Origin of the sequence: Streptomyces monticola (assembly GCF_042665355.1) — a bacterium.
In the GTDB taxonomy this organism is placed as follows: domain Bacteria; phylum Actinomycetota; class Actinomycetes; order Streptomycetales; family Streptomycetaceae; genus Streptomyces; species Streptomyces monticola.
Window position 1 is genome coordinate 117,229 of record NZ_JBHTCF010000002.1, and the last position, 23,832, is coordinate 141,060.

Genomic DNA, 23,832 nt, shown 5'->3' on the forward strand with positions numbered 1-23,832 from the left:
GGGGACTGTGATGGAACACAAGGACGACGAGGGCGCCGGGGAGCGGGAGGAGCTGCGCCGTCGCCTCAGGCACGCGGCGGCCGCGCACCGCCCCGACCGTGAGCGGATGCTCGCGCGGATCGAGCGGGGCATGGAGCGGCCGCCCGCGCAGCGGCGGACTGCCCTGCGCCGGCCGGTCGCGCCCTGGCTGCGCGTGGTCGGCGCGACCGCCGCGGTGGCCGGTGTCTTCGCCGCCGGCGGCTACGGCGTCGCCTCCGCCGTGCGCGACGACGCCCCGCAGCCGCAGACGGTGGCGACGACCCCGAGCCCCGACCCCGTACCGCCCACGCCCACGGGGCGACCCGACCACGCGGACCCGACTCCCACGCCGCGCCGCACCGGCCCCTCCGAGCCGCCCGCGCAGACCGGAAGCCGGTCCCCGCGCACCCCCGTGGCCACCGGCCTGCTGTGGGCCGACGGCTCCATCGACCCGGGCAGCTCCGCGTACTGGAGCCAGAGCAACATCACCGTGAAGACGAAGAAGGCGCTCACGGCGCTCACCGTCGAGCTGCGTGTCGCGCCCCGCGACCGGCCCGAGAACACCGGCCACTGGCAGTCCCGTTCAACGGACGACTTCGACGTCACGGTCCGCGTCGACCACGGCACTCTGGTCTACCGCTGGACCCTGAAGCAGGGCCGCACCGTGCCCGCGGGCGAGCATGTCTTCGCCGGGCAGTACGACCATGCCGAGGGGGAGCGGGACGCGGGCGGCGACACGTACACCGTCCAGGCCCGCACCCCGGGCCAACGCGACGACTGGAAGGGCGACTTCGAGTAGGCGGCAACCTGTTCCCCGGCGGTGGCGACCACTGAGCGCAAGATCTCAACCCCCACAGCTCACCCCCACAAAGGAACGGGACACATGAGTCAACGAGCCGAACTGCGCCAGGACCGCAAGCGGCGCCTCACCCGCCGCCGAGCCCTCGGCGCCCTGGCCGCCGCGGTGGGCCTGACCGGCGCCGCGGTCGTCACCAACCTCTCGCTTTCGTCCGCGGGCGCGGCGCCCGCCTGGCCCACGCCCTCCGGCGAGCAGGCCGTGTCCAAGACCATCGAGGTCTCGGGTGAGTACGACGGCAAGCTCAAGCGCTTCTACGGCGAGGGTGACCTCGGCGGCGGCGACCAGGAAGAGGGCCAGGACCCGGTCTTCAAGCTGGCGGACGGCGCGGTACTGAAGAACGTGGTCCTCGGCAGCCCGGCCGCCGACGGCATCCACTGCTCGGGCAGCTGCACCCTGGAGAACGTCTGGTGGGAGGACGTCGGCGAGGACGCGGCGACGTTCAAGGGCACCTCGTCGTCCGCGAAGTACTCGGTGGTCGGCGGCGGCGCGCGGAAGGCCGACGACAAGGTCTTCCAGTTCAACGGCGCGGGCACCCTGGCCATCAGCGGCTTCCAGGTCTCCGACTTCGGCAAGCTGGTGCGCTCCTGCGGCAACTGCTCGACGCAGTACAAGCGCACGATCACCGTGGACGACGTGGACATCACCGCGCCCGGCAAGTCGATCGTCGGCATCAACACCAACTACGGCGACACGGCCACGCTGCGCGCCATCCGGATCCACGGTGACCCGGACAAGGAGATCGAGACCTGTGTCCGCTTCACGGGCAACGACTCGGGCGACGAGCCCGAGGAGACCGGCAGCGGCCCCGATGGCAAGAACTGCCTCTTTACCGAGTCGGACATCAGTTACGAGTGAACGAGTAAGGGACGGAAAGGGACCCGTAAGGGAAGGCAGGGGAAGGTAAGAGAATTCCCCGAACCGGCGCACCGCGTCCGCAAATGGACGCGGTGCGTCCGCCCTTTCTCCATTCCCGTACGGCGGATTGCCGTCAACGGTCGAGCCACCACCGGTCGTTGTCCTTGGAGAGCGCCTCCCACAGGAGGTTCAGGGGATGGCCAGGAGCGTAGGAGCCGCGCTCGCCGCGCCGGGTGAAGACCCCCACGAGAACCTCCGTGCGCGGCCCGATGTCGCCCACGATGTCCAGGCGCCGAAGCCCGCCGGCCTCGGGCCGACTGCCCCGCTCGGCGGCTTCGCCGATACCGCGCGTGACGAGCATCGCGCCGCTGAACCAGGCCGCTCCCCCCACCGCGCCCACGCCCGCCCACGACCCCATGGGCGGCGCGGTGAAGCGTCCCGGAACCCTGACCGCGCTCTTGGTGACGTCGGTGCTGTCCGCGGTCGCCACCGCCATCGGCGCGCTCATCGTCTTCGCCGGCGGCACCGGCCTCGCCGAGGAGAACGTCAAGGAAGTCATCGAGGAGCAGCCCGATGTGGTGGGCCTGCCCGCGGGCACCACCGCGGCGGACATCAAGGAGCTGACCGGGCCCATATGGGACGCGATGATCGATGACCGGGCCGGTACGCTCACCGCGCGCGCCGTCTTCGCCCTGTTCACGGCCGTGTGTGTGCTGGTGTTCGCGCTGTGCGTCCGTAAGAGCGCGGCCGTCTGGGCCCGGGTTCTTGTCACCCTGTCGGCCGTGGTGGCGGTCTTCCCGCACATCCTCATCCTCGGCGACTACGAGCCGGACTCGGTGTTCCTGACCAGCCTGCTCGCGCTGTTCGCGACCCTGGCCGCGCTCGTCGTGTGCTGGCTGCCCGGCACCAACCGCTTCGCGAAGCAGCTCAAGTCGACGGCCTGACCCGCCCGCACCAAGCGCACGCGGACGCCCCCGCCGGGTCCCACCGGCGGGGGCGTCGTCCGATGCCGGGTACCACCGGCGGGGCTGTTCAGTCCCGGCCGGCAGTGCCTACTGCCCGGCGAGCCCCGTATGGGCCACACCGCGCACGATCTGCCGCTGGAACAGGGCGAAGACGATCAGGAGCGGCAGGCCCGCGATCACCAGGGACGCCATCACCTGCGCGTAGCGCACGCCGTAGGTGGACTGGACGTTGACCAGGCCCACGGGCAGCGTCATGCCGTTCGGGTCGGTGGTGACCAGGAACGGCCACAGGAAGTTGTTCCAGGTCGAGATGAACGTGAAGATGCCGACGGCGGCGAGCACGGGCCGGGACAACGGCAGCACGATCGTCCAGAACACCCGCCAGCGCCCGGCCCCGTCGCAGAACGCCGCCTCCTCCAGCTCGCGCGGCACCCCGTCGAAGAACTTCACCAGGATGAACACCATGGCGGGCACGGCGACTTGGGGCAGGATCACACCCCAGTACGTGTCGACCAGACCGAACGCCGTCATCTGCGCGAACAGCGGCGCCATCAGGACCTGCGGCGGCACCATGATCCCGGCGAGCACCAGGCCGTAGAGCACCTTGCGGCCATGGAACTCGGTGCGCGCGAACCCGTAGGCCGCCATGGCGCAGAGCAGCACGGTCAGGAGTGTCGTCATGGCCGAGATATAGGCGGTGTTGAACATCCACCGCGGGATGTCACCGGCCGCCCACACCTGGTCGTACGCGTCCAGGGTGAGCGTCGAGCCGATCCACGTCAGCGGCGTCCTGACCTCCTCGCCCATCGGCTTGAGCGAGGTCGCGAAGGCGTAGGCGAGCGGAAGGACCCAGATCACGGCGAGGGTGAGCGCCAGGGCGAGCAGGGCGATACGGCCGCGGGTCCAGCGGGCGCGGCGGCCCGCCCGCAGGGCGTCGGCGGTCATCGTGCGTTCTCCTGACGTGAGCGGCGGGCCAGGCGCAGCTGGATCAGTGACACCAGGACGATCAGGGCGAAGAAGATGTACGAGACGGCGGAGGCGTAGCCGATCCGGTAGCCGGTGAAGCCCTGCTGGTAGACGTACTGCAGGATCGGCCGGGTCGAGTCGTCCGGGCCGCCCTGCGTCATGATGTACACCTGGTCGAAGATCTTCAGCGAGGCGAGCAGCTGCAGTACGACGACCACGCCGGTGGTGCGGCGCAGCATGGGCAGGGTGATGTGCCGCAGCCGCTGCCAGGCGCCGGCGCCGTCCAACTCGGCGGCTTCGTAGAGGTGTTGGGGGATGGCCTGCAGTGCGGCGAGATAGAGCAGGAAGTTGAAGCCCACCGTCCACCACACGGTGGTGGCCACGATGGAGAGCATCGCGTAGCGCTCGTCGGTGAGCCAGCCGATGCCCGGTTCGAGGCCGAAGACGGCGAGCAGCTGGTCGGCGAAGCCGAAGTCGGCCGGATAGATGATCCACAGCCAGAGCAGCCCGACCACACCCGAGGGCAGCAGGAACGGCGCGAACCAGCTGAGCCGCCACAGCCACTCCACGAACCGCAGGCCGTGCGCGAGCAGAGCGAAGACCAGGCCGGTCAGGACCAGGGGCACGGTGGACAGGACCGTGAACCAGACGGTGTTCCACAGTGAGTTCCACATGCCGGGGTCGGTCAGGGCCTCGGCGTAGTTGTCGAGTCCGACGAACTCGCCGCCGCGCCCGGTGATGTTGTCGCTGCCGAGGCTCATCTTGAGGCCGAGGACCACCGGCCAGACGAGGAAGAGGGCGTACAGCGCGAGGAAGGGGGCGGTGAAGACGAGGCCGTGCTCGGTCCAGGGGCGGCGGATGACCGCCGGCCGCGTCGCCGCGGTTGCGGCGGCGGGCGCGCGGGTCTTGGCCGGTGCCGTCGTGGTCATGCGGGCGCACCTCCGCCGAGAGGGCTGGGTGTGTCGAGGAGTTTGCGCAGGCGCGCGGTGGCTTCGGTGAGGGCGCCGCGCGGGGTGCGCGAGCCGGTGAAGACCCCGGAGAACACCGAGCCGAGCTCCAGCTGCATGGGCGACGCGGAGCCGGCGAACCAGGCGGGCGGGTCGAGCCACACGTCGTCGATGACGTCGCGGTACTCGGACTGTGGCTCGAGCTTCAGATAGGCGGGCTCACTGAGGGTCGGTGTGTACGCGGGCACGTGGCCGCCCTTGGCCCAGTCGGCGGAGTGCCGCAGCATCCAGGCCACGAGGCGGTGCGCGGCCCGGTTGCCGGCGCCGCCGCGGCTGCTTTGGTGGGGCAGGACGAAGGAGTGCACGTCGGCCTGGGTGGTGGGGCGGCCGAACAGATTCGGCAGCCGGGTCATGGAGAAGGGGATCTTGCTGGTGAGGAAGGTGGAGACCTCCCACTCGCCGTTCAGGAACAGGCCGGTCTGTGCGGCGTTGAAGATGCCGACGCTGCCCTGGTAGTCGGCCCGGCGCACACAGAGCCCCTCCTCGACGAGGCGGCGCATGAACTCCAGGACGCGCAGGGCTTTGGCGTCGTCGAGGGTGATGTGCCGGGCGGATGCGTCGATGAGGGAGCCGCCGGTCTGCGAGTAGAGGGCGGCGAAGACCCGCCAGGGTCCGACGGCGCTGGAGCCGAGGGTCTCGGCGACGAGCGCGGGCCGCCCGGTGACTTTCCTGATGGCGCGCAGCGCGTCGAGGAACTCCCGTTCCCCGCGCAGGGTTTGGAGCCTGCCGTCGCTGTCGAGGAGCCCGGCTTCGGCGCAGATCTCGGTCTGGTAGTAGAGCACCAGGGGGTGCGTGTCGAGGGGGACTGCGTACTGCTTGCCGTCGATCGTCCCGCGCCGCCATATCTCCGGCGGGAAGTCCCCGGGGCGGACCCCGTACTCGGCGAGCAGATCGAGGTCGAAGGGGTCGAGCAGGGTGCCGGGCCCGAAGCCCGCGAGCCGGGCCAGATGGAGGACCGCGACCTCGGGCGCCCGGCCGCCCGCACCGGCCATGCCCAGCTTGGTGTAGTACGGCGGCCCCCATTCCAACTGCGCGGCGTCCAGGGCGATATCGGGGTGCTCCTTGCCGAAGGCCGCGAGCATCGACTGCATGTTGACGCCGTCGCCGCCGCCGAACAGATGCCAGTAGCGCAGGCGGGTCTTGCCCGCGGCCACGGAGGAGGGCGCGGCGCAACCGGCGGCGAGGGTGCCCGTGGCGGCCAGGCCGCCGAGGCCGGTGAGGACCCTTCGACGGCTCAGGGAGTGTCTCAGGCTCACGGAGTGACTCATTACCGACCCCAGACGTTCGAGATTTCGTAGATCGCTCGTAACTCCGAACGGACCGTAGAGTCGAACGTTTTCCGCGTCAACGGTTCGGACCAACTCACCCATGAATCACGGCCGTTGCAGCCCCAGGCGTTGACGGGTGATCCCTTCGCTTCCTAGGTTGCCGTTCGAAGCTCTGGCCATTGACCGAAATACCGAACACCCATTGAGGGGTGCACTCATGGCACGCAGACGATGGAGACTCGGACTCACCCTGGGGGCGCTGCTCGCGGGGACGCTCGCCGTCACTCCCGGCGCGGCGGCCGAGCCCACCGACTACACGATCGACGTCGACCGCACCCGCACCGGAGCGCAGATCGACGACTCGATGTACGGCGTCTTCTACGAGGACATCAACCGCGCCGCCGACGGCGGCCTCTACGCCGAACTCGTACAGAACCGGTCCTTCGAGTACAGCACCGCTGACCACAAGGACTACACGCCGCTGACCTCCTGGAAGGCGAGCGGCACCGCCGACGTCAAGGACGACGCCGGCCGCCTGCACACCCGCAACCGCAACTACCTCGCCCTGGGCGCCGGTGCGTCGGTCACCAACTCCGGCTACAACACCGGCATCGCCGTCCAGAAGGGCAAGCGCTACGACTTCTCGCTGTGGGCACGGGCCGAGCAGCCGGCCGCACTGACCGCCACCCTGCAGGACGCCACCGGCAGCCTCGCCCAGGCCCGCCGGGTCACCGCACGCGGCGGCTGGGCCAAGTACACGGCGACGTTCACCGCCGCCCGCACCTCCACCACCGGCCGCCTCACCGTCGCCGCCGAGCGCCCCGCCGCCCTCGACATGATCTCCCTCTTCCCGCGCGACACCTACAAGGGCCGTGCCAACGGCCTGCGCAAGGACCTCGCCGAGAAGATCGAGGCCCTGAACCCGGGCTTCCTGCGCTTCCCCGGCGGCTGTCTGGTCAACACCGGCAGCCACGAGGCGTACGACGCACAGTCCAACTGGCAGCGCAAGCGCTCCTACCAGTGGAAGGACACCGTCGGCCCGGTCGAGCAGCGCGCCACCAACGCCAACTTCTGGGGCTACAACCAGAGTTACGGCCTGGGCTACTACGAGTACTTCCAGTTCGCCGAGGACATCGGCGCCATGCCGCTGCCCGTGGTGCCCGCCCTGGTCACCGGCTGCGGCCAGAACCAGGCCACCGACGACCCGGCCCTGCTCAAGCGGCACATCCAGGACACCCTCGACCTCATCGAGTTCGCCAACGGACCGGTGACCAGCGCGTGGGGCAAGAAGCGCGCGCAGATGGGTCACCCCGAGCCCTTCGGTCTGACCCACCTCGGCGTCGGCAACGAAGAGAACCTCCCCGACGAGTTCTTCGCCCGTTTCAAGGAGTTCCGGGCGGCCATCGAGGCCAAGTACCCCGACATCACCGTGGTCTCCAACTCGGGCCCCGATGACACCGGTTCGACCTTCGACAGGCTGTGGCAGCTCAACCGCGACGCCAAGGTCGACATGGTCGACGAGCACTACTACAACAGCCCCCAGTGGTTCCTGGAGAACAACGACCGCTACGACTCCTACGACCGCAGCGGGCCCAAGGTCTTCCTCGGTGAGTACGCCTCACTCGACAACAAGTTCTCCAACGCCCTCGCCGAAGCGGCCTACATGACCGGCCTGGAACGCAACGCCGACGTGGTCAAGCTCGCCTCGTACGCGCCGCTGCTCGCCAACAAGGACTACGTGCAGTGGAAGCCCGACATGATCTGGTTCGACAACGCCAGATCCTGGGGCTCGGCCAGCTACGAGACGCAGAAGCTGTTCATGCGGAACACCGGCGACCAGGTCGTGCCCTCCAAGGCGTCCACCACCCCCGCCACCTCGGGGCCCATCACCGGCGCCGTCGGCCTGTCCACCTGGGCCACCTCCGCCGCCTACGACGACGTGCGGGTCACAGCCGCCGACGGTACGAGCCTGCTCACCGACGACTTCACGGACGGCGACAGCCAGTGGACCCGGGCCGCAGGGCGGGGCAGCTGGGCCGTGCAGGACGGCGCGTTCGTCCAGTCCGACGAGACGGCCGAGAACACCCTGGTCACCGCCGGGGACAAGGCCTGGCAGAACTACGACCTCAAGGTCAAGGCCACCAAGAAGTCCGGGAAGGAGGGCTTCATGGTCGCCTTCGGGGTCAAGGACACCGGCAACCTGTACTGGTGGAACCTCGGCGGCTGGAACAACACCCAGTCCGCCGTGGAGAAGACCGCCGACGGGGCCAAGCAGTCCCTGATCCAGGACAACACCAAGATCGAAACGGGTCGCAGCTACGACCTGGAGGTCAAGGTGCGCGGCCGGCAGGTCGCCCTCTACCTCGACGGCGAGAAGTGGGGCGAGTTCACCGACGACAAGAAGGCCGAGCCCTTCCGTCAGGTCGTCACCCGCGACAAGGCCACCGGCGACCTCATCGTCAAGGTCGTCAACGCCCAGTCCGACGCCGCCCGCACCCGGATCGACCTCGGTGCGGGCAGCAAGCCCGCACCGACCGCGGAGGTCACCACCCTGGCGGCCGCCCCCGACGCCGAGAACACCGCCGACGCCCAGCCGGTGAAGCCGAAGGACTCCACCTTCGACGGCGTCGACACCACGTTCTCGTACACCTTCCCGGCCCACTCCGTCACCTTCCTGCGGATCAAGGAGGAGTGACCCGGCGCAGTGCGGGGCGCGCCCGCGTGGGAGCGCCCCGCACACCGCCCCGCGGTGCAATCCATCTGCGGCCGCGTCGTGGCTGGTCGTGCCCACGCGGCGGAGCCGCACATCGACACAGCCCCGCGCCCCTTGGGGCGCAACCGAGCCCCACGGCAACAGCTGTCACCATGAATCGAGTTGAGGCGTCATGACCCGTCCCGCCCGCTTCACCCTGCACCCGGACTTCACCGTCGGCGACGTCGACCCACGGCTCTTCGGCTCGTTCGTGGAGCATCTGGGCCGCTGTGTCTACACCGGCATCCACGAGCCGGGGCACCCCACCGCGGACGAGTCGGGCCTGCGCGGCGACGTCCTCGGCCTGGTGCGGGAGCTCGGCGTCACCACCGTGCGCTACCCGGGCGGCAACTTCGTGTCCGGCTACAAGTGGGAGGACTCCGTCGGCCCTGTCGATGAGCGGCCGCGCCGCCTCGACCTGGCGTGGCGGTCGACGGAGTCCAACCGCTTCGGCCTGTCCGAGTACGTCGCCTTCCTGCGCAAGCTCGGCCCGCAGGCCGAACCGATGATGGCGGTCAATCTCGGCACCAGGGGAGTGGCCGAGGCCCTGGAGCTGCAGGAGTACGCCAACCACCCCTCGGGCACGGCCCTTTCGGACCTGCGGGCCGCGCACGGTGACAAGGAGCCCTTCGGCATCAAGCTGTGGTGCCTGGGCAACGAGATGGACGGGCCCTGGCAGACCGGGCACAAGACCGCCGAGGAGTACGGCCGCGTCGCCGCCGAGACCGCCCGCGCCATGCGCCAGATCGACCCGTCCGTGCAGCTCGTGGCCTGCGGCTCGTCGAGCCAGGCCATGGACACCTTCGGCAGCTGGGAGGCGACGGTACTCGCCGAGGCCTACGACCTGGTCGACTATGTCTCCCTGCACGCCTACTACGAGGAACTCGACGGCGACCGCGACTCGTTCCTCGCCTCCGCCGTCGACATGGAGTCCTTCATCGAGAACGTGATCGCGACCTGCGACCACGTGGGCGCCCGCCTGAAGTCGAAGAAGCGGATCAATCTGTCCTTCGACGAGTGGAACGTCTGGTACCTGTCCAAGTCGTCCGCGCAGGTCGCCGCCCTCAACTGGCCCGAGGCGCCCCGCCTGCTGGAGGACAACTACACCGTCACGGACGCCGTCGTCTTCGGCTCCCTCATGATCGCCCTGCTGCGGCACGCGGACCGGGTGACGGTGGCCTGTCTCGCCCAGCTGGTCAACGTGATCGCCCCGATCATGACCGAGCCCGGCGGCCCCGCCTGGCGCCAGACCACCTTCTTCCCCTTCGCGCAGGCCTCCCGGCACGGCCGCGGCCAGGTCCTGGACGTACGCGTGGACGCGCCCACGTACGAGACCGCGAAGTACGGCGAGGTGCCGCTGCTGCACGCCACGGCGGTCCGCGCGGACGACGGCACGGTCACCGTCTTCGCCGTCAACCGCGACCGGAGCGCGCCTCTGCCGCTCGAAGTCACCCTGTCAGGACTGGAGGTGGAGTCGGTCATCGAGCACAGCGCCCTGGCCGACAGCGACCCGGAGGCCCGCAACACCCTGGAGGAGCCGGAGCGGGTCACGCCGCACGCGGCGACCGGCACGACCCTGCGCGACGGCGTGCTGCACGCCACCCTTGAGCCGATGTCCTGGAACATGATCCGGCTCGCCTGAAACGTGACCCGCCCGGGTCGAGGGTCCCGGGCGGGTCACCCCGCGCTTGGTGTCGTCACCTGCCGGTGAAGCGGGGCGGGCGTTTCTCCAGGAAGGCGTGCATTCCCTCGCGCTGGTCGTCGGTGGCGAACAGGGCGTGGAACACCCGCCGTTCGAACAGGACCCCCTCGCGCAGGCCGGTCTCCAGGGCGCGGTCCACGCATTCGCGTGCCGCCGTGACCGCCGCCCGGCCGTAGGACGCGATCGTCGCGGCCGCTTCGATGGCTTCCGGAAGGACTCGCTCGTCGGGGACGACGCGGGCCACGAGGCCGCAGCGCTCGGCCTCCGCGGCGTCCATGGTGCGGCCGGTGAGGACCAGGTCCATGGCTTTGGCGCGGCCCACGAGGCGGGTCAGCCGCTGGGTGCCGCCGATGCCGGGGATCACACCGAGCTTGATCTCCGGCTGCCCGAAGCGGGCCGACTCGCCCGCGACGACGAAGTCGCACATCATCGCCAGCTCACAACCGGCGCCCAGGGCGTAGCCGTTGACGGCGGCGATCTTCGGGGTGCGGAATGCGGCGAACTCCTCCCAGCCGGAGAAGTAGTCCGCCGCGGCCATCTCGGCCGCGCCCCAGTTCGCCATCTCCTTGATGTCGGCGCCGGCCGCGAAGACCTCGTCCGAGCCGGTGACGACGAAGCAGCCCACAGCGGGGTCGCGGTCCAAGGGGCGCAGGGTGTCGAGGAGTTCGGTCATCAGGTCGTGGCTGAGCGCGTTGCGGACGGCGGGCCGGTGCAGGCGCACCGTCACCACCCGGCCGTCCCGTTCGGTCTTGAGGTTCATGAACGTGCCCTTCCTCGGTGTGTCAGGAGTCCCAGATCGCGCCGTACGCCGGGATGCCGCGGCGTTCGAGGCCGTGCACCACCTGCCAGGTGAGTTTCTTGTTGGAGATACAGATGACGGCCTCGGCACCGAAGTCCCGGTAGGCGGCGTAGGCGAGGCGCACCATGTCGGGCTTGCCGTCCCTGCCGGTGTCCCGGATGACCGCGTCCGGCTGCACGGCGAGGATCTCGTCCACGAGGCCGTCCCCGTACGTCCGGCGCGGGTCCCGGGTCGCCCACACCAGGCGCGAGGGCACTTCGGCGGCCAGGAGGTGGGGCAGGCAGGGGCCGATGCCGCTGCCGGTGGCGACGTAGACCACCTTCGTGAAGAGGGTCTCGATATTGGCGACCCCGGCGGTGGTGATGCCCTTGACCCACACCTGCGCGGGCGCGTCGTCGATGAAGGAGCCCGTCCAGTCGCCGGCCCGGGAGATGGTGAGGCGGAACCCGGAGCGGCCGGGCGAGGGCACGTTGGCGAAGGAGTGCCACTCGGTGAGCGGGCTGCGGCTGATCGCGGTGGAGGACCCGGCGAAGGGTGTCACTCCGTGGTCGAAGCGGGCGAGCGCCACATGCCCGGAGGGCCGTTCGATGGTCACGTCCACCTTGCGCAGACGCAGCCAGGGCAGGGCCACGCTGAAGGTGACGAGCGCGAGGATCCACGGGGCCGGGTCGCCGGGCCCGCGCGCCAGGAGCAGGGTGTGCGCCCAGAACAGCAGGAGCGCGGTCCAGCCGCCGAACCGGTGGATCTTCTCGAAGCGGTCGTGGAAGCGGGCCCGGAACGGCGGAAGGGCCGTGGCCACGATCAGCACGAGCAGCGCGACAAGGGCGTACGAGACGGACAGGAGGGCCGGTGACACGGGGCCGGCGTCCGTTGTCAGGGTGACCGTCAGGGCGAGGAACCACAGGGATCCGGCGAGCGCACCGCCCACGTGGAGCCCGCCGAAGTGGTACACCTTGCCCAGCGTCCAGCGCACCTTGAGCGGCCAGGTCACCGGCGCCCAAGTGGCAAGCCTGAACAGGGCGTTGATGACGTACTGCTGGCGCACGACGACGGCCAGGGCGAGGTTGGCGAGGGCGGCGTGCCCGAGGCCCTGGGCGGAGGGCAGCCCTCCTGCGGCGACGAGAAGACCCGCGTTGACGGCGAGGACGAGGGCCGCGAGCCGGTTGTAGTGCATCAGACGCGGGTGCTTCAAGAGGCGGCGCGGCCGGGAGGTGAGCGGAGGCAGTTCGACCCCGTCCTCGAAGTGCCTGGTTGATGCGGGCAGTTGGGCCGTGGCGCGGTGAGCGGGTGGCGATGTGGTCACCGGGTCACCCCCTCGGCGAGCCGCAGCAGCGCCGCCTTGTCGATCTTGCCGCGGTCGGTCTCGGGCAGGGCGGCGACCGGCAGGACCGCCGACGGGACGCAGTAGTAGGGGAGCTGGGCGGCCACGGCGGCACGCGCTGCCAGGGGGTCGACCTCCTGGGGGCAGACGAAGGAGACCAGGCTGCGGGCGTCGTCGTGCGGGAGGGTGATGGCGCGGGCGCAGCCGGGCACCGACTCCAGGACCGCGGAGACCGAGCCGGGCTCGACCCGGAAGCCGCGGATCTTCACCTGGTCGTCGGTCCTGCCCAGGTGTTCCAGTTCGCCGTCCGGGGTCCAGCGGCCGAGGTCACGGGTGCGGAACATCAGGCGGCCGTCGCCGAGGAAGGGATCGGGGGCGTAGCGCTCCCGGGTGAGGGCGGGATTGCCGAGGTAGCCGGCGGAGACGCAGTCGCCGCCCGCCCACATCTCGCCGCTCTCGCCGATGGGCAGCGGGCGGCGCCGCTCGTCTAGTACGTACACCGTGTTGTTGGGGGTGGGGCGGCCGATGGTGAGCCGGGCGGCCTCGATGCGATGGCGCTGCATGGTGTTGACGATGGTGGTCTCGGTGGGGCCGCAGCAGTTGTGGAAGGCCGCGTGCCGGGCCCAGAGGTCGGCGAGCGGCCGGGGGCAGGTCTCACCGGCGACCGCCACGGTCCGCACCCGCGGGCAGGCCGCCGGGTCGATGCCGGCCAGGACGGTGGGCGTGGCGATCAGCACGTCGGCGGTGCGGGCCGTCGCGGCGATGTCCTTGCCGCGGATGACGAGGGTGGCGCCGGCGGTGAGCGTCCCGAGGATCTCCCAGGCGGCCATGTCGAAGGCGATGTTGAGGAGTTGGGCCACGCGCTGCCCGCGGCCGATGCCGAGGTTGCCCGGCGCCGTGAGCAGCAGGTTGCAGACATTGCGATGGGTGACGACGACGCCGTTGGGGGCGCCGGTGGTGCCGGAGGTGAACAGGACGTAGCACGGGTCGTCCGGGTCTGTCGGGCGGGCGAGCCGCAAGGGCGGCGGGTCGGCGGACTCCGCGGGCAGCTCGTCGACCGCGATGCACACCTGGCCGTCGGGCAGGGGCACGCGTGCGCGGTGGGCGGCCTGCGTGAGGATCACCCGGGTCCCGGCGGTGGCGATGACATGCCGCAGCTGGGCGGGCGGGGTGAGTCCGATGTCCTGCGGGACGTAGGCGGCACCGGCTTTGAGCGTGCCGAGCAGGCCGACGAGCATCGGCAGGGAGCGGCGTACGAACAGGCCGACGCGGTCGCCGGGCCGGACGCCTTCACGGACGAGCCGGGCGGCGAGCTGCCCGGCCAGGGCGTCGAGTGCGCCATAAGTGATCGTCGCGCCCTGGTGGGTGGCGGCGACGGCGTGCGGGGTGAGCGCGGCCTGCCGCTCGAAGGCCCGGTGGACCAGCTGGTGCGGGAGCGGGGCGGCGGGGCCGCGGCCGAACTCCCAGAAGAGCCGCCGGTCGCGGGGGGAGAGGTGACGCAGCATGTACGGGAGACCTCCTGGCTGTTTGGCATGACGGACTGGGGATGGTGCAGTCGGTATGTCGAACGCCTTACGGTCTTGCGAACCGCTGACTGTAGCGCCACCTGTTCAATGTTCAAGTAGCGTTGTTCGGCCAAGAGTTGATGCGTATTCAGCCACATGGGGCCACAGTGAAGTGAGCGGCAACCCTTCCGGATGCGGCGGCGACCCTGCATCGAGCCCCCGGGCCGGTAGGGACACCGGTTCGGGGCCGACCCCTTCCCGTATCCCCCGGCCGAGGAGGCCGTATGAGCCGCACCCGCACCAAAAGCCCCACCGGCAGGCGCCGCAAAGCGCTGCTCGTGCTGCCCGCCGCCGCCCTGCTGACCCTGATGCCGTCCACGGCGTCCGCCTATCCCAATCCCGGGACCGTCACGGGCGACACCGTCGTGCACGATCCGTCGATGGTGCGCACACCGGCGGGGAAGTATCTGCTGTACGCCACCGGCGGCGGCATCAGCAACAAGGCGTCCGGCGACCGGACCGCCTTCAAGAACGGCGCCGACGCCTTCGGGGCCCGGCCGAGCTGGTGGTCGAAGTACTCGTCGGTGCCGGAGGCCTGGGCGCCGGACATCTCACAGCACGGCGGCAAGTACCTGATGTACTACTCCGTCTCCAAGTTCGGCTCCAACACCTCCGCCATCGGCCTCGCGACCTCCACCACCGGCGAGCCGGGCAGCTGGACCGACCAGGGCACCGTCTACACCTCGTCCTCCGCGAGCGACTACAACGCCATCGACCCGAACCTGTTCGTGGACGGCGACGGCAAGTGGTGGCTGTCGTTCGGCAGTTGGTGGACAGGCCTCAAGATGATCCGGATCGATCCGGCCACCGGGAAGCAGTACGCGGGCGACACCACCCGGCACTCGCTGGCGTCACGCCCCACCGGTACCAAGGCCGTCGAAGCCCCCACCATCGTCAAGCGCGGCAGCTACTACTACCTGTTCGCCTCCTACGACACCTGCTGCGCGGGCACCAGCTCCACCTACAAGATCAAGGTGGGCCGGGCCACCAAGGTCACCGGTCCCTACGTCGACAAGAACGGCGTCGCGATGATGAACAACGGCGGCACCACGGTCCTGGAGTCGCACGGGCGCTTCATCGGGCCCGGCGGCCAGTCGGTGCTGAAGGACGTGGACGGCGACCTGCTCGTCTACCACTACTACGACGCCCAGGACAACGGCACTCCCAAGCTCGGCGTCAACCTCCTCAACTGGAGCACCGGCTGGCCCGTCGCCTACTGAGTCAGGAGCAGTAGGCCGTCGGACAGAACGCGTCGATGGCGGCCTGCTCCTGCTCTGCCTGCAGCGGCCAGTTCTCCTGGGGGCCGGCGACGAGCACCGCGTACTGGACGTCGTCCGGTGCCGTGAACGCCACGTCGATGACTCGCCGGGGCCCGAACTGCGCGTGGTCGTAGGCGTATTGGAGCTCCGCCGCGTCCTGCCAGTCGAGCCGCTCCAGGTGGTAGAAGCGGTATCCGGGGTTCTGGGACACCTGCTTCTCGGTGGCGGTCAGGGACTCGTACGGCGTGGTCTCCGGGCCGCGCAGGGAGAAGATCTGCAGCAGGCTGCGCTGGTCGGGCGAGCGGTAGAAGACACCGTCCGTCTCCTCCGAGCGCACCCAGCCCTCGGGTACGTCGATACGGAAGCCCGCCGGGTCCTCGACCCGCTCGTATCCGGCGGGCGCTTCGCCGCCGGTGCCGGTGTCCGTGTCCGTCCCGGTGTCCGTCGGCCCGGGCGTCGGGGCCGGGTCGTCGGTGGGGGTCTCGCCACCCGGGTCGAACGTCGAGCTGTACGTGACGTCAGGACCCGGCAGGACCCGGTCGTCGTCCGGGCCGCCGTCGTCCCGTACGAGCGCCCAGATCCCGGCGCCGATCCCGCCGCACAGCACGACGGCCACGAGGATGACGAGCAGCAGCCGCCGTGTCCCCGCCGCTCCCGTGCGCCCGTCCTCGCCCGGGTCCGGCACCCACTCCTGCCGGTCCGCGTCCCATCTGCTCACACGCACCGCCCCCTCTCCGGCGCGGCCGCCACGGCACCGCACCGCCGTGGCACCGTCAGCCGCCCGTCGTGCGCTTGGCGGACGATTCCTTGCCCGAGGTGCGTTTGCCCGTCGTGCTCTTGGCGGTGGCGCCCTCGCCCATGGCGACCGCGCCGCCGCTCATCGACCCGATGAACACGCCCTCGTTGCTCACCTGCACAATCTGCTGCTCGAACTCCCCGGTCTCGAAACCCTTGCTGCGCAGGGCCTCGCGGACCCCGCTCGCGATCCGGTCCTGCACGGTCTTCACATACCGGCTGACGTCCATCTCCTGCATCAGCGAGACATCGTCCACACTCGCCAGCTCCCTGATGGAGGCGGCGGGACCGTCGGGCTGGCCGTGCTCGGGGTCGGCCAGCCATACGCGGAAGACCGCGATGGCGGTACGCACCAGGGAGACGCCCGAGGCGTACGAGGCCGTGGGGCTGGTCAGGATGGCCCGCAGGCCGTCGCGCACCCAGTCCTCCGGGCCGCGTGCGGAGATCACGTCGACGGCCCGGAACTCCGGGCGGATCGGCTTGAGCAGATGCGGCGCCACTTCCAGGACCAGCATCTCGCCCTGCGTGTGCACCCGCACGAGCACCGACACCACCACCTGCTCGTCCCACGCCCCGACCCGGATGCGCAGGAAGTGCCGCCGGGCCTCACCGCCCTCGTCGACCGAGTCCCGCAGATGCGTCAGGATCTCGCCGTGCTCGTAGGAGACCGCGCCGCGCGGCGCGCCGACCGGCAGATACACGCACTCCTCGATCTCCAGGCCGCGCAGCCGGTCCCGGCTGGTCGCCGCCGCGGACTCACGCAGGCGTTCCAGACGTGGCCGGATCAGAGCGACGATTTCCTGGCTCGTCAGCGCGGCCCGTGGCGCCTGCCCGTCGGCCGGGGCCGTGAAGTCCGTCTTCTTCTTGGCCTTCAGCTCCAGGGCGAGCGACCACGGACCGTAGGGCTCCCCGGCGCCGATGAACGGCCGGAACGGATCGTAGATGGTGAGCGCCGCGTGCTGCTCCCGGTCGATGGCGTAGGCGATCCGGCGGTACCTCGGGTGCGCGGGCGGCTCCGCGCGCGGCCTCGTCGGGAAGGCCGCGCGGCCCAGCTCCTCGCGCATCACGGTCGAGACATGCGTACGGTGCACCCACACCGGCACCACCAGGAGCAGCGGGAAAAGCACCGCGACCCAGCCGTGGCCGCGCACGAACACGGTCACCAGCGCGGTGACCCAGTAGCCGATAGCGAGCAGCGGCACCAAACGCGGCAGTACCGCGGCGAGCCGTCCGGTCCTGCCGATCAGCGCCTTGCGCAGCGTCGAGCGGTCCAGGGTGTAGACGGCGACGCTGCGCCCGGAGCCGGCCCGCCCCGCCCACATGGCGAAGCAGACGCCGGCGTACGCCAGGGACCAGGGCAGCGGCAGGAAGGGCAGCAGACCGCCGCCGCCCGCCCCGCTCAGGTCGATCCAGAGGAACGCCACCCACAGGCCGAGCAGCGCCAGGCCCGTGCCCGCCTCCCATTGCCGGGCGCGCAGCGCGTGCGCGAACACCGGCACGGCGTCGATGCCGAGCGACGGCGCCACGGGCCGTTCCTCGTGCTCGACCAGCTCTTCGAGGACGCGGCGGCGGTACTCGGCGTCGAAGTACATACCGGCGCACAGCAGCCGGGTGGCCTCTGTCCGGTACAGGGACGGATGTTCCGCAGCCGTGGTCACGCTGCCCACCTTTGCTTGAAGGCGCGAACTGCCGTGAGCGACAAGGGTGTTGAACGGTGTTTCGGGTGCCGACAAGTATGCGGGCGGCGGGTGGGCGTGGACAGGGGAGCGCGGGGAGTCGGGGCGTGCGCGGGTACGGATCCGGCCGTAGTGCAGCGCGGTGTCAGCCGAGCAGGGTGGCGATGGCCTGGGTGACCGCCGCCGCCGAGGCGAGCCCGGCGGCCGCCGTGGCGCCGACCTCCAGGCGCTCGCGCAGCCACTGCAGCCGTCCGCGCTGTACCTGCTGGGTCTGCACGATCTCCTCTTCCGTCTCGTCAAGGCCGCTTTCGAGTTCGTCGAGACCGTCGCCCTCGTGGCGCGCGAGGAGCGGCAGCTGCGCCCGCAGATCGCGCAGGGACCGCATCAACTCCGGTGTCGCGGTGAACAATTGGGTGGGGTCGTGCAGTGCCTGGGCTTCGGCGCCCTGTGCGACCGCCCCACCGGTCATCGCGCCGATGCCGATGCCGCCGCCGGGCACGGGCGCCGCCGTGGGGATGCCCTCGGGGAACGCGGGCGGTGCCGCGCCGGGACTCGGTGCGCGGGACTCGGCGCGTGCGCCCCTGCCCTGGGCCGCCGCCCCGCCGGACATGAAGCCGATGGTGATGCCGCCGGACGTACTCTGGCCCCGGGGCTCAGTGCTGTCTTCGTCGAGGTCGTCCTCGAAATCGTCGTCGAAATCGTCCTCACCGGCAGTGTGCATGAGGCCCTCCCTCTGCGGCCGATCCGCCCGTATCCGATGGTCCTCGGGTGAACGGCGCCCGTCCAGGGGCGACTTCATCCGGTCCGATCTGTTGACCTGGCCGTGGCGCCGCCTTACCTTTTCGGCGTTCGGGATTACAGATGACGTTCGAGATATCGAACTTACTGCTCCGAGAGGACGCCCGCCCGCATGAGCCGCGATCCCCGACTCCCCGCCCGCAGAACCGTGTTGAAGGGAGCCATCGCCGCCGGAGCGCTCACCGCTCTGCCCGCCACCACGGCCCACGCCGCCGCCCCCGGCTACCGCAACCCCCTGGTGCTCCAGCGCGCCGACCCGCACATCACCCGCCACACCGACGGCCGCTACTACTTCACGGCGACGGCCCCCGAGTACGACCGGATCATCCTGCGCCGCTCGCGCACCATCCAGGGCCTGTCCACGGCCGCCGAGTCCGTGATCTGGCGCAAGCACGCCAGCGGTGACATGGGCGCCCACATCTGGGCGCCGGAACTGCACCGCGTCGATGGCAAGTGGTACATCTACTTCGCCGCCGCGCCCGCCGAGGACGTATGGAAGATACGCATCTGGGTCCTGGAGAACGCCAACTCCGACCCGTTCAAGGGCACCTGGGTCGAGAAGGGGCAGCTGACCACCGCCTGGGACACCTTCTCCCTGGACGCCACCACGTTCACCCACGGCACCTCGCGGTACCTCGCGTGGGCACAGCACGAGCCCGGCATGGACAACAACACGGGGCTTTTCCTGTCGCGGATGGCGAACCCCTGGACCCTGACCGGCCCCCAAATACGCCTCACGACCCCGGAGTTGCCCTGGGAGGTCATCGGCTTCAAGGTGAACGAGGGCGCCTCGGTGATCCAGCGCAACGGCCGGGTCTTCATGACGTACTCCGCGAGCGCCACCGACCACAACTACTGCATGGGCCTGCTGACGGCCCGCGCGGACAGTGACCTGATGAACCCGGCGTCCTGGACGAAGTCACCGACGCCGGTCTTCACCAGCAGCGAGGCCAACAAGCAGTACGGGCCGGGCCACAACTGCTTCACCGTGGCCGAGGACGGCCGTACCGACGTCCTCGTCTATCACGCGCGCCAGTACAAGGAGATCACCGGCGACCCGCTGAACGATCCCAACCGGCACACGCGGGTGCAGCGCCTCGGCTGGAAGGCCGACGGGACGCCGGACTTCGGCGTCCCGGTCAGCGACGCGCGAGCGTAAGGAACGCGTCCCAGGCCTCCGGGGCGACGGCGAACCGGGGGCCTTCCGGGATCTTGGAGTCACGGACGTGGACGGCGGCGGGGTGCGCGGCGATCTCTACGCAGGCGCCGCCTTCCTCGCTGCTGTAGCTCGACTTGCGCCAGGTGTAGGCGACTTCGAGGCAGGCCCCGCCCTCGTCGCCGCTGTAGCTCGACTTGAACCACTCAAGCGCGCTGCTGCTCATTGCTCTCCTAGCAAATCGTCCAACAGGTCCCTCGTATCCTCGGTGTTGAGGGCCTGGGTTCGCAGCATCGCATACTTCTGAGCGAGGATCGCCACTTCGTCCGGATCGGCGATCAGCTGGCTGCCGCGTTGGTTCTCGGTGTAGGCGAGTCGCTGGTAGTCAGGGGTCTCCAGGAGGATGAACGGGCCGTTGAGCCCAGCGTGTGAGGTGCGCCCGAACGGCATGATCTGTAGGGCCAGGCCCGGCAGTTCGGTGTAATCACGTAGCTTGCGCAGCTGTTCCTCGTAGACTTTTGGTCCGCCGAGGCGGTCCCGCAGCGCGGCCTCCCAGATCACGAAGCTGGTGGTGGGCGGAACCTTCCGCTGCAGGATCGCCTCGCGCTCGATGCGTGCTGACACGAGTTGTGCGACTTCGTCGTCGTCGTAAGCCGGGACGCGGCTGCGGAAGAGTGCCCGCGCGTAGTCCTCGGTCTGCAGCAGGCCGGGCAGTACGAGGCCCTCGTACCACTGGATGACGATGGCCTCCCGCTCCCGGTCCAGATACTCCTCCGCCCACCGAGGCACCAGGTCCACCTCGGGCAGGTTCTCGACGGCAGTCTCCAGCACTCCTCCCGTCCCCAACAGCTCGTCCAACTGGACCGCCAGGTCCATCTTCAGCGGCCGCCTGCCCTGCTCGATCGCCGCGATCATCGCCTCGCCGACGACGAACCGCTCACCGAGGGTCTTCTGCGTATAGCCCGCGCGCTCCCGGTGCAGCGCGAGCAGGGCGCCGACCATGCGCAACGCGGAGGCGTTTCTGCGGGAACGTCGTCCAGGGCTCATGCGGTCCAACCCCCCACCTGTGCCTGTCTGTTCACTCTCCGTATCGTAGCGACGGTGGGGGGTGTCCCGGGGCTTAGTGACCGATTCGCCCGAGGGCGGAGAACGTGAACGAGAACGTCGCCGGCGCCGCTTCGAGGCGGTACTGCGGCAGCGGGCCGGGTCCGCACGACTGGGAGCCGATGCCGTGCTGGGCGTGGTCGAGGTTCACCCACACCGTGTCGCCCGGCACGAGATCCGTGCCGTGTCCCGCCGCGTCCAGCTGCTCCGTCGTCCAGCGGCGCGCGGTGAACCAGAACTCGGGCTCGCCCGTGATCCGCAGGCCCCCGCCGTCAGGGCCCGTGAGTTCGGCCCAGCGGACATCCGCGCGGGCGCCGTTCTCCTGCGGGCGCACGTAGGGCGTCTGCAGGGCGTCGACCGGGGACTGCCAGCGGCCGAGGCGTGCCGCCGCCCGGGTGTCCGGGTAGGCCTCGCCGGGGCCGCCGCCGAACCACGTCGCCGTCTCGCCGTACGTCGAGGGGATGCCGAAGCGGATGCCGAGCCGGGGCAGCGGGATGCGCCAGTCGCCCTCGGGCGTGACCGTCACGGACAGCGTGAGACGCCCCGAGTCGTCCGCCGTCCACCGGTACTCCGTGGCGAGGCCCAGCTGCGACGCGGCGGGCGCCACCCGGGAGCGTACGACCAACGCCCCGTCGTCCAGAGCGACTTGGTCACGGCGGTGGCGCACGCGGTGCAGGCCCGCCTCGCGCCACAGCAGGCCGTAGCGTGCGTCGGGCTGCCACGGCGCGCCGTCGTCGTTGTCCGTCGGCGCCCGCCACACATCGAGCCGGGGCTCGCCGTCGGCCGGCACCTGAATGGGGCCGAGGCTGCGCAGCGCGCCCGTGCGGGCGTCGAAGACGGCGGGGCCGAGCGTGATCGTGTCCCTGTCGCGCACGGGGGCGGCCCCGGTGGCGGCGGCGGTCACCGCCCTTGGCGCTGCGGTCAGTTGACCCCAGGCGACCAGGTGTCCGGCCGGCGCCCAGGCGGTGTCCTCGGCCAGTTCCGCGCGTACCGTCCACGCGGCCTCGGAGCCCCGGGCGTCGGCGGGCGGTGCGGGCAGTTTGACCTCGGCGCTCTGTCCGGGCGCGAGCGGTGGCACGGTCAGCGGGCCCGTCGCGACGCTCTCGCCGTCCACCTCGTAGGACCAGGTGAAGGCGAGATGGGTGAGGTCGGTGAAGTCATGGCCGTTGGTGACGCGGACGGTGTCCGCCGAGCTGTCACCGTTGCCGTCGCCGTGGATCCGTACGGGCTCGATGACCTTCTTGTACTCGACGAGGCCGGGTGAGGGCGTGCGGTCGGGGAAGAGCAGGCCGTCGCAGACGAAGTTGCCGTCGTGCAGTTCCTCGCCGAAGTCGCCGCCGTATCCGAAGCCGTACCCGGGATGGTTGAGGCCGTGGTCGATCCACTCCCAGACGAATCCGCCCTGGAGGCGGTCATGGGCCTCGAACAGGCGCTGGTAGTCGGCGAGTCCGCCCGGTCCGTTGCCCATGGCGTGCCCGTACTCGCACAGGATGAACGGCAGCTGGCGGCGCTTGGCCGGGCCTTCGTCCTCGTACCGGCCGATGGTCTCGACCTCGTCGTGCGGCGGGTACATCCGCGAGTAGACATCGGTGTCCGCGCAGGACGGGTCGCCCTCGTAGTGCACCAGGCGCGACGGGTCGCGGTCGCGGATCCAGCGGGCCATGGCGGTCAGACCGGCTCCGGTGCCGCACTCGTTGCCGAGGGACCACAGCAGGACGCTCGGGTGGTTCTTGTCGCGCTCCACCATGCGCCTGGCCCGGTCGAGGAGAGCCGGGGTCCAGCGCTCGTCGTCGACCGGGTTGCGCCGCCAGTCGTCGAAGACGAAGCCGTGGGTCTCCAGGTCGCATTCGTCGATCACCCACAGGCCGAGCTCGTCGCAGAGGTCGAGGAAGGCGGGGTGCGGCGGGTAGTGCGAGGTGCGTACCGCGTTGACGTTGTGCCGCTTCATCAGGAGCAGATCGCGGCGCATGGTGTCCAGGCCGACGGCCCGGCCGTGCTCGGGGTGGAACTCGTGCCGGTTCACGCCGCGGAACAGCACGGGCGTGCCGTTGACCTTGATGAGGCCGTCCTCCAGGGCGACCGTGCGAAAGCCCGCCCTGAAGGGGATGGTCTCGCCCGCGGCGGTACGGATCTCACCGTCGTACAGGCGCGGCGTCTCCGCCGTCCACGGCTGCACCGGCACGGTCGCGGGCTCACCGGAGGCCAGATCGAGACCCAGCTCGGGCACGCTGACACGGGCGGCCGGGGTGGTGGTCTCCACGCGCAGGGTGCCGAGACCGTCGCGGTGGTCGTAGGAGGCGTGCACCCGGAAGTCCGCGGCCGCGCCGTCGGGCCGGTGCAGCAGGCTGACTTCGCGGAAGATGCCGGGCAGCCACCACTGGTCCTGGTCCTCCAGGTACGAGCCCGACGACCACTGGTGCACGCGTACCGCCAGGACGTTGTCGTGCTCCTGCAGCAGTCCGCCCACCGAGAACTCGTGCGGCAGGCGCGAGCCCTTGAAGTCGCCGAGCTCCGTGCCGTTGAGCCAGACCTTCGCGCAGGACTCGACGCCCTCGAAGCGGATCACGCTCTCGCCGTCGGCAGGCCAGGTGTCCGGCAGGTCGAAGACGCGCAGATGGTCACCGGTGGGGTTCTCGGTGGGCACGCGCGGCGGGTCCACCGGGAAGGGATAGTTGACGTTGGTGTACGCGGGCGAGCCGTGCGCCCCGTCGCCCTGGAGCACCCAGTGCCCGGGGACGGTGATCTCGCCCCAGCCGGACGCGTCGTACCCGGGCCGGGCGAACGAGTCGTCCTCGGCCTCGGCCGTCGGGGACAGCCGGAAGCGCCAACTCCCGTTCAGGGAGAGGGAGGCGGCGCTTGAGGTGGCGTACCAGGACCGGGGCGGGACGGTGCCGGAGCCGGGGGAGACGCTTTCGAAGTACGGAAGGGACACTCGGGTACCTCTCTACGACGGGGGCGAGATCGCGT

20 protein-coding genes are annotated in these 23,832 nt (G+C 70.5%); 7 read left to right on the plus strand and 13 right to left on the minus strand.

The genetic code is table 11. The features are described 5' to 3' along the window. Positions 1–10: 10 nt before the first annotated feature. Together ACFQVC_RS05975 and ACFQVC_RS05980 are read left to right on the plus strand one after the other, a co-directional pair. A complete protein-coding gene (locus ACFQVC_RS05975) occupies positions 11–817 on the plus strand; it encodes a hypothetical protein (RefSeq protein WP_381827291.1) in 807 nt (268 codons plus the stop codon). A gap of 84 nt (positions 818–901) precedes the next feature. Beyond that, entirely contained in the window at positions 902–1,732 is an 831-nt protein-coding gene (locus ACFQVC_RS05980; RefSeq protein ID WP_381827292.1) for a pectate lyase, read from the plus strand. A 133-nt stretch (positions 1,733–1,865) separates the two neighbouring features. Here ACFQVC_RS05980 and ACFQVC_RS05985 read toward each other — a convergent pair whose 3' ends face one another. Beyond that, a complete protein-coding gene (locus ACFQVC_RS05985; RefSeq protein WP_381827294.1) occupies positions 1,866–2,093 on the minus strand; it encodes a hypothetical protein in 228 nt (75 codons plus the stop codon). Between ACFQVC_RS05985 and ACFQVC_RS05990 the strand changes: the two genes are divergently transcribed. Next, complete coding sequence (locus tag ACFQVC_RS05990; protein WP_381827296.1) at positions 2,083–2,676, plus strand: hypothetical protein; 594 nt, start codon at positions 2,083–2,085, stop codon at positions 2,674–2,676. The two genes, ACFQVC_RS05985 and ACFQVC_RS05990, sit on opposite strands and share 11 nt — an antisense overlap. Before the next feature lie 108 nt (positions 2,677–2,784). Here ACFQVC_RS05990 and ACFQVC_RS05995 read toward each other — a convergent pair whose 3' ends face one another. The 3 genes from ACFQVC_RS05995 to ACFQVC_RS06005 are packed head-to-tail and all read right to left on the minus strand — an operon-like array spanning position 2,785 to position 5,920. After that, positions 2,785–3,642, minus strand: a complete 858-nt coding sequence (locus ACFQVC_RS05995; protein ID WP_381827298.1) for a carbohydrate ABC transporter permease — start codon at positions 3,640–3,642, stop codon at positions 2,785–2,787. Then, on the minus strand, positions 3,639–4,592 hold the full coding sequence (locus tag ACFQVC_RS06000) for a carbohydrate ABC transporter permease (protein WP_381827300.1): 954 nt from the start codon (positions 4,590–4,592) through the stop codon (positions 3,639–3,641). The genes ACFQVC_RS05995 and ACFQVC_RS06000 overlap by 4 nt, the downstream gene beginning before the upstream one ends. After that, the gene (locus ACFQVC_RS06005) at positions 4,589–5,920 is read right to left on the minus strand and encodes an extracellular solute-binding protein (protein WP_381828253.1); all 1,332 of its coding nucleotides are present in this window, start codon (positions 5,918–5,920) and stop codon (positions 4,589–4,591) included. The genes ACFQVC_RS06000 and ACFQVC_RS06005 overlap by 4 nt, the downstream gene beginning before the upstream one ends. 235 nt (positions 5,921–6,155) lie before the next feature. Between ACFQVC_RS06005 and ACFQVC_RS06010 the strand changes: the two genes are divergently transcribed. Both ACFQVC_RS06010 and arfA read left to right on the plus strand, forming a co-directional pair. Further along, the gene (locus ACFQVC_RS06010) at positions 6,156–8,633 is read left to right on the plus strand and encodes an alpha-L-arabinofuranosidase C-terminal domain-containing protein (RefSeq protein WP_381827302.1); all 2,478 of its coding nucleotides are present in this window, start codon (positions 6,156–6,158) and stop codon (positions 8,631–8,633) included. Positions 8,634–8,823: 190 nt separating this feature from the next. Continuing rightward, a complete protein-coding gene (arfA, locus tag ACFQVC_RS06015; protein ID WP_381827304.1) occupies positions 8,824–10,332 on the plus strand; it encodes an arabinosylfuranosidase ArfA in 1,509 nt (502 codons plus the stop codon). Positions 10,333–10,387: 55 nt separating this feature from the next. Here the strand turns inward: arfA and ACFQVC_RS06020 are convergent, their stop codons facing one another. From ACFQVC_RS06020 to ACFQVC_RS06030, 3 genes are read right to left on the minus strand one after another with little or no spacing between them, the layout of a single operon-like run. Beyond that, a complete protein-coding gene (locus ACFQVC_RS06020; protein ID WP_381827306.1) occupies positions 10,388–11,152 on the minus strand; it encodes an enoyl-CoA hydratase-related protein in 765 nt (254 codons plus the stop codon). A 22-nt stretch (positions 11,153–11,174) separates the two neighbouring features. Beyond that, a complete protein-coding gene (locus ACFQVC_RS06025; RefSeq protein ID WP_381828256.1) occupies positions 11,175–12,455 on the minus strand; it encodes a ferredoxin reductase domain-containing protein in 1,281 nt (426 codons plus the stop codon). A gap of 35 nt (positions 12,456–12,490) precedes the next feature. Then, on the minus strand, positions 12,491–14,017 hold the full coding sequence (locus tag ACFQVC_RS06030; RefSeq protein ID WP_381827308.1) for an amino acid adenylation domain-containing protein: 1,527 nt from the start codon (positions 14,015–14,017) through the stop codon (positions 12,491–12,493). Positions 14,018–14,301: 284 nt separating this feature from the next. On the opposite strand from ACFQVC_RS06030, the gene ACFQVC_RS06035 reads away from it, so the two are divergent. Further along, positions 14,302–15,297 (plus strand): arabinan endo-1,5-alpha-L-arabinosidase, encoded by a 996-nt coding sequence (locus ACFQVC_RS06035; protein WP_381827310.1) that lies wholly within the window; start codon positions 14,302–14,304, stop codon positions 15,295–15,297. A gap of 1 nt (position 15,298) precedes the next feature. On the opposite strand, the gene ACFQVC_RS06040 is transcribed toward ACFQVC_RS06035, so the two are convergent. The 3 genes from ACFQVC_RS06040 to ACFQVC_RS06050 all read right to left on the minus strand — a co-directional run bounded on the left by ACFQVC_RS06040 (position 15,299) and on the right by ACFQVC_RS06050 (position 18,528). Continuing rightward, a complete protein-coding gene (locus ACFQVC_RS06040) occupies positions 15,299–16,054 on the minus strand; it encodes a hypothetical protein (protein WP_381827312.1) in 756 nt (251 codons plus the stop codon). Positions 16,055–16,109: 55 nt separating this feature from the next. Then, on the minus strand, positions 16,110–17,789 hold the full coding sequence (locus tag ACFQVC_RS06045) for a hypothetical protein (protein WP_381827314.1): 1,680 nt from the start codon (positions 17,787–17,789) through the stop codon (positions 16,110–16,112). 163 nt (positions 17,790–17,952) lie between these two features. Continuing rightward, positions 17,953–18,528, minus strand: a complete 576-nt coding sequence (locus ACFQVC_RS06050) for a hypothetical protein (RefSeq protein WP_381827316.1) — start codon at positions 18,526–18,528, stop codon at positions 17,953–17,955. A gap of 189 nt (positions 18,529–18,717) precedes the next feature. Between ACFQVC_RS06050 and ACFQVC_RS06055 the strand changes: the two genes are divergently transcribed. Further along, positions 18,718–19,764, plus strand: coding sequence for a glycoside hydrolase family 43 protein (locus ACFQVC_RS06055; RefSeq protein ID WP_381827318.1), 1,047 nt, complete (start codon positions 18,718–18,720; stop codon positions 19,762–19,764). On the opposite strand, the gene ACFQVC_RS06060 is transcribed toward ACFQVC_RS06055, so the two are convergent. From ACFQVC_RS06060 to ACFQVC_RS06070, 3 genes are all read right to left on the minus strand, one after another. Beyond that, positions 19,745–19,987, minus strand: a complete 243-nt coding sequence (locus tag ACFQVC_RS06060; RefSeq protein ID WP_381827320.1) for a DUF397 domain-containing protein — start codon at positions 19,985–19,987, stop codon at positions 19,745–19,747. The two genes, ACFQVC_RS06055 and ACFQVC_RS06060, sit on opposite strands and share 20 nt — an antisense overlap. Next, entirely contained in the window at positions 19,984–20,808 is an 825-nt protein-coding gene (locus ACFQVC_RS06065; RefSeq protein WP_381827322.1) for a helix-turn-helix domain-containing protein, read from the minus strand. The genes ACFQVC_RS06060 and ACFQVC_RS06065 overlap by 4 nt, the downstream gene beginning before the upstream one ends. A 73-nt stretch (positions 20,809–20,881) precedes the next feature. Beyond that, positions 20,882–23,797, minus strand: a complete 2,916-nt coding sequence (locus ACFQVC_RS06070) for a glycoside hydrolase family 2 TIM barrel-domain containing protein (protein ID WP_381827324.1) — start codon at positions 23,795–23,797, stop codon at positions 20,882–20,884. Positions 23,798–23,832: the final 35 nt, after the last annotated feature.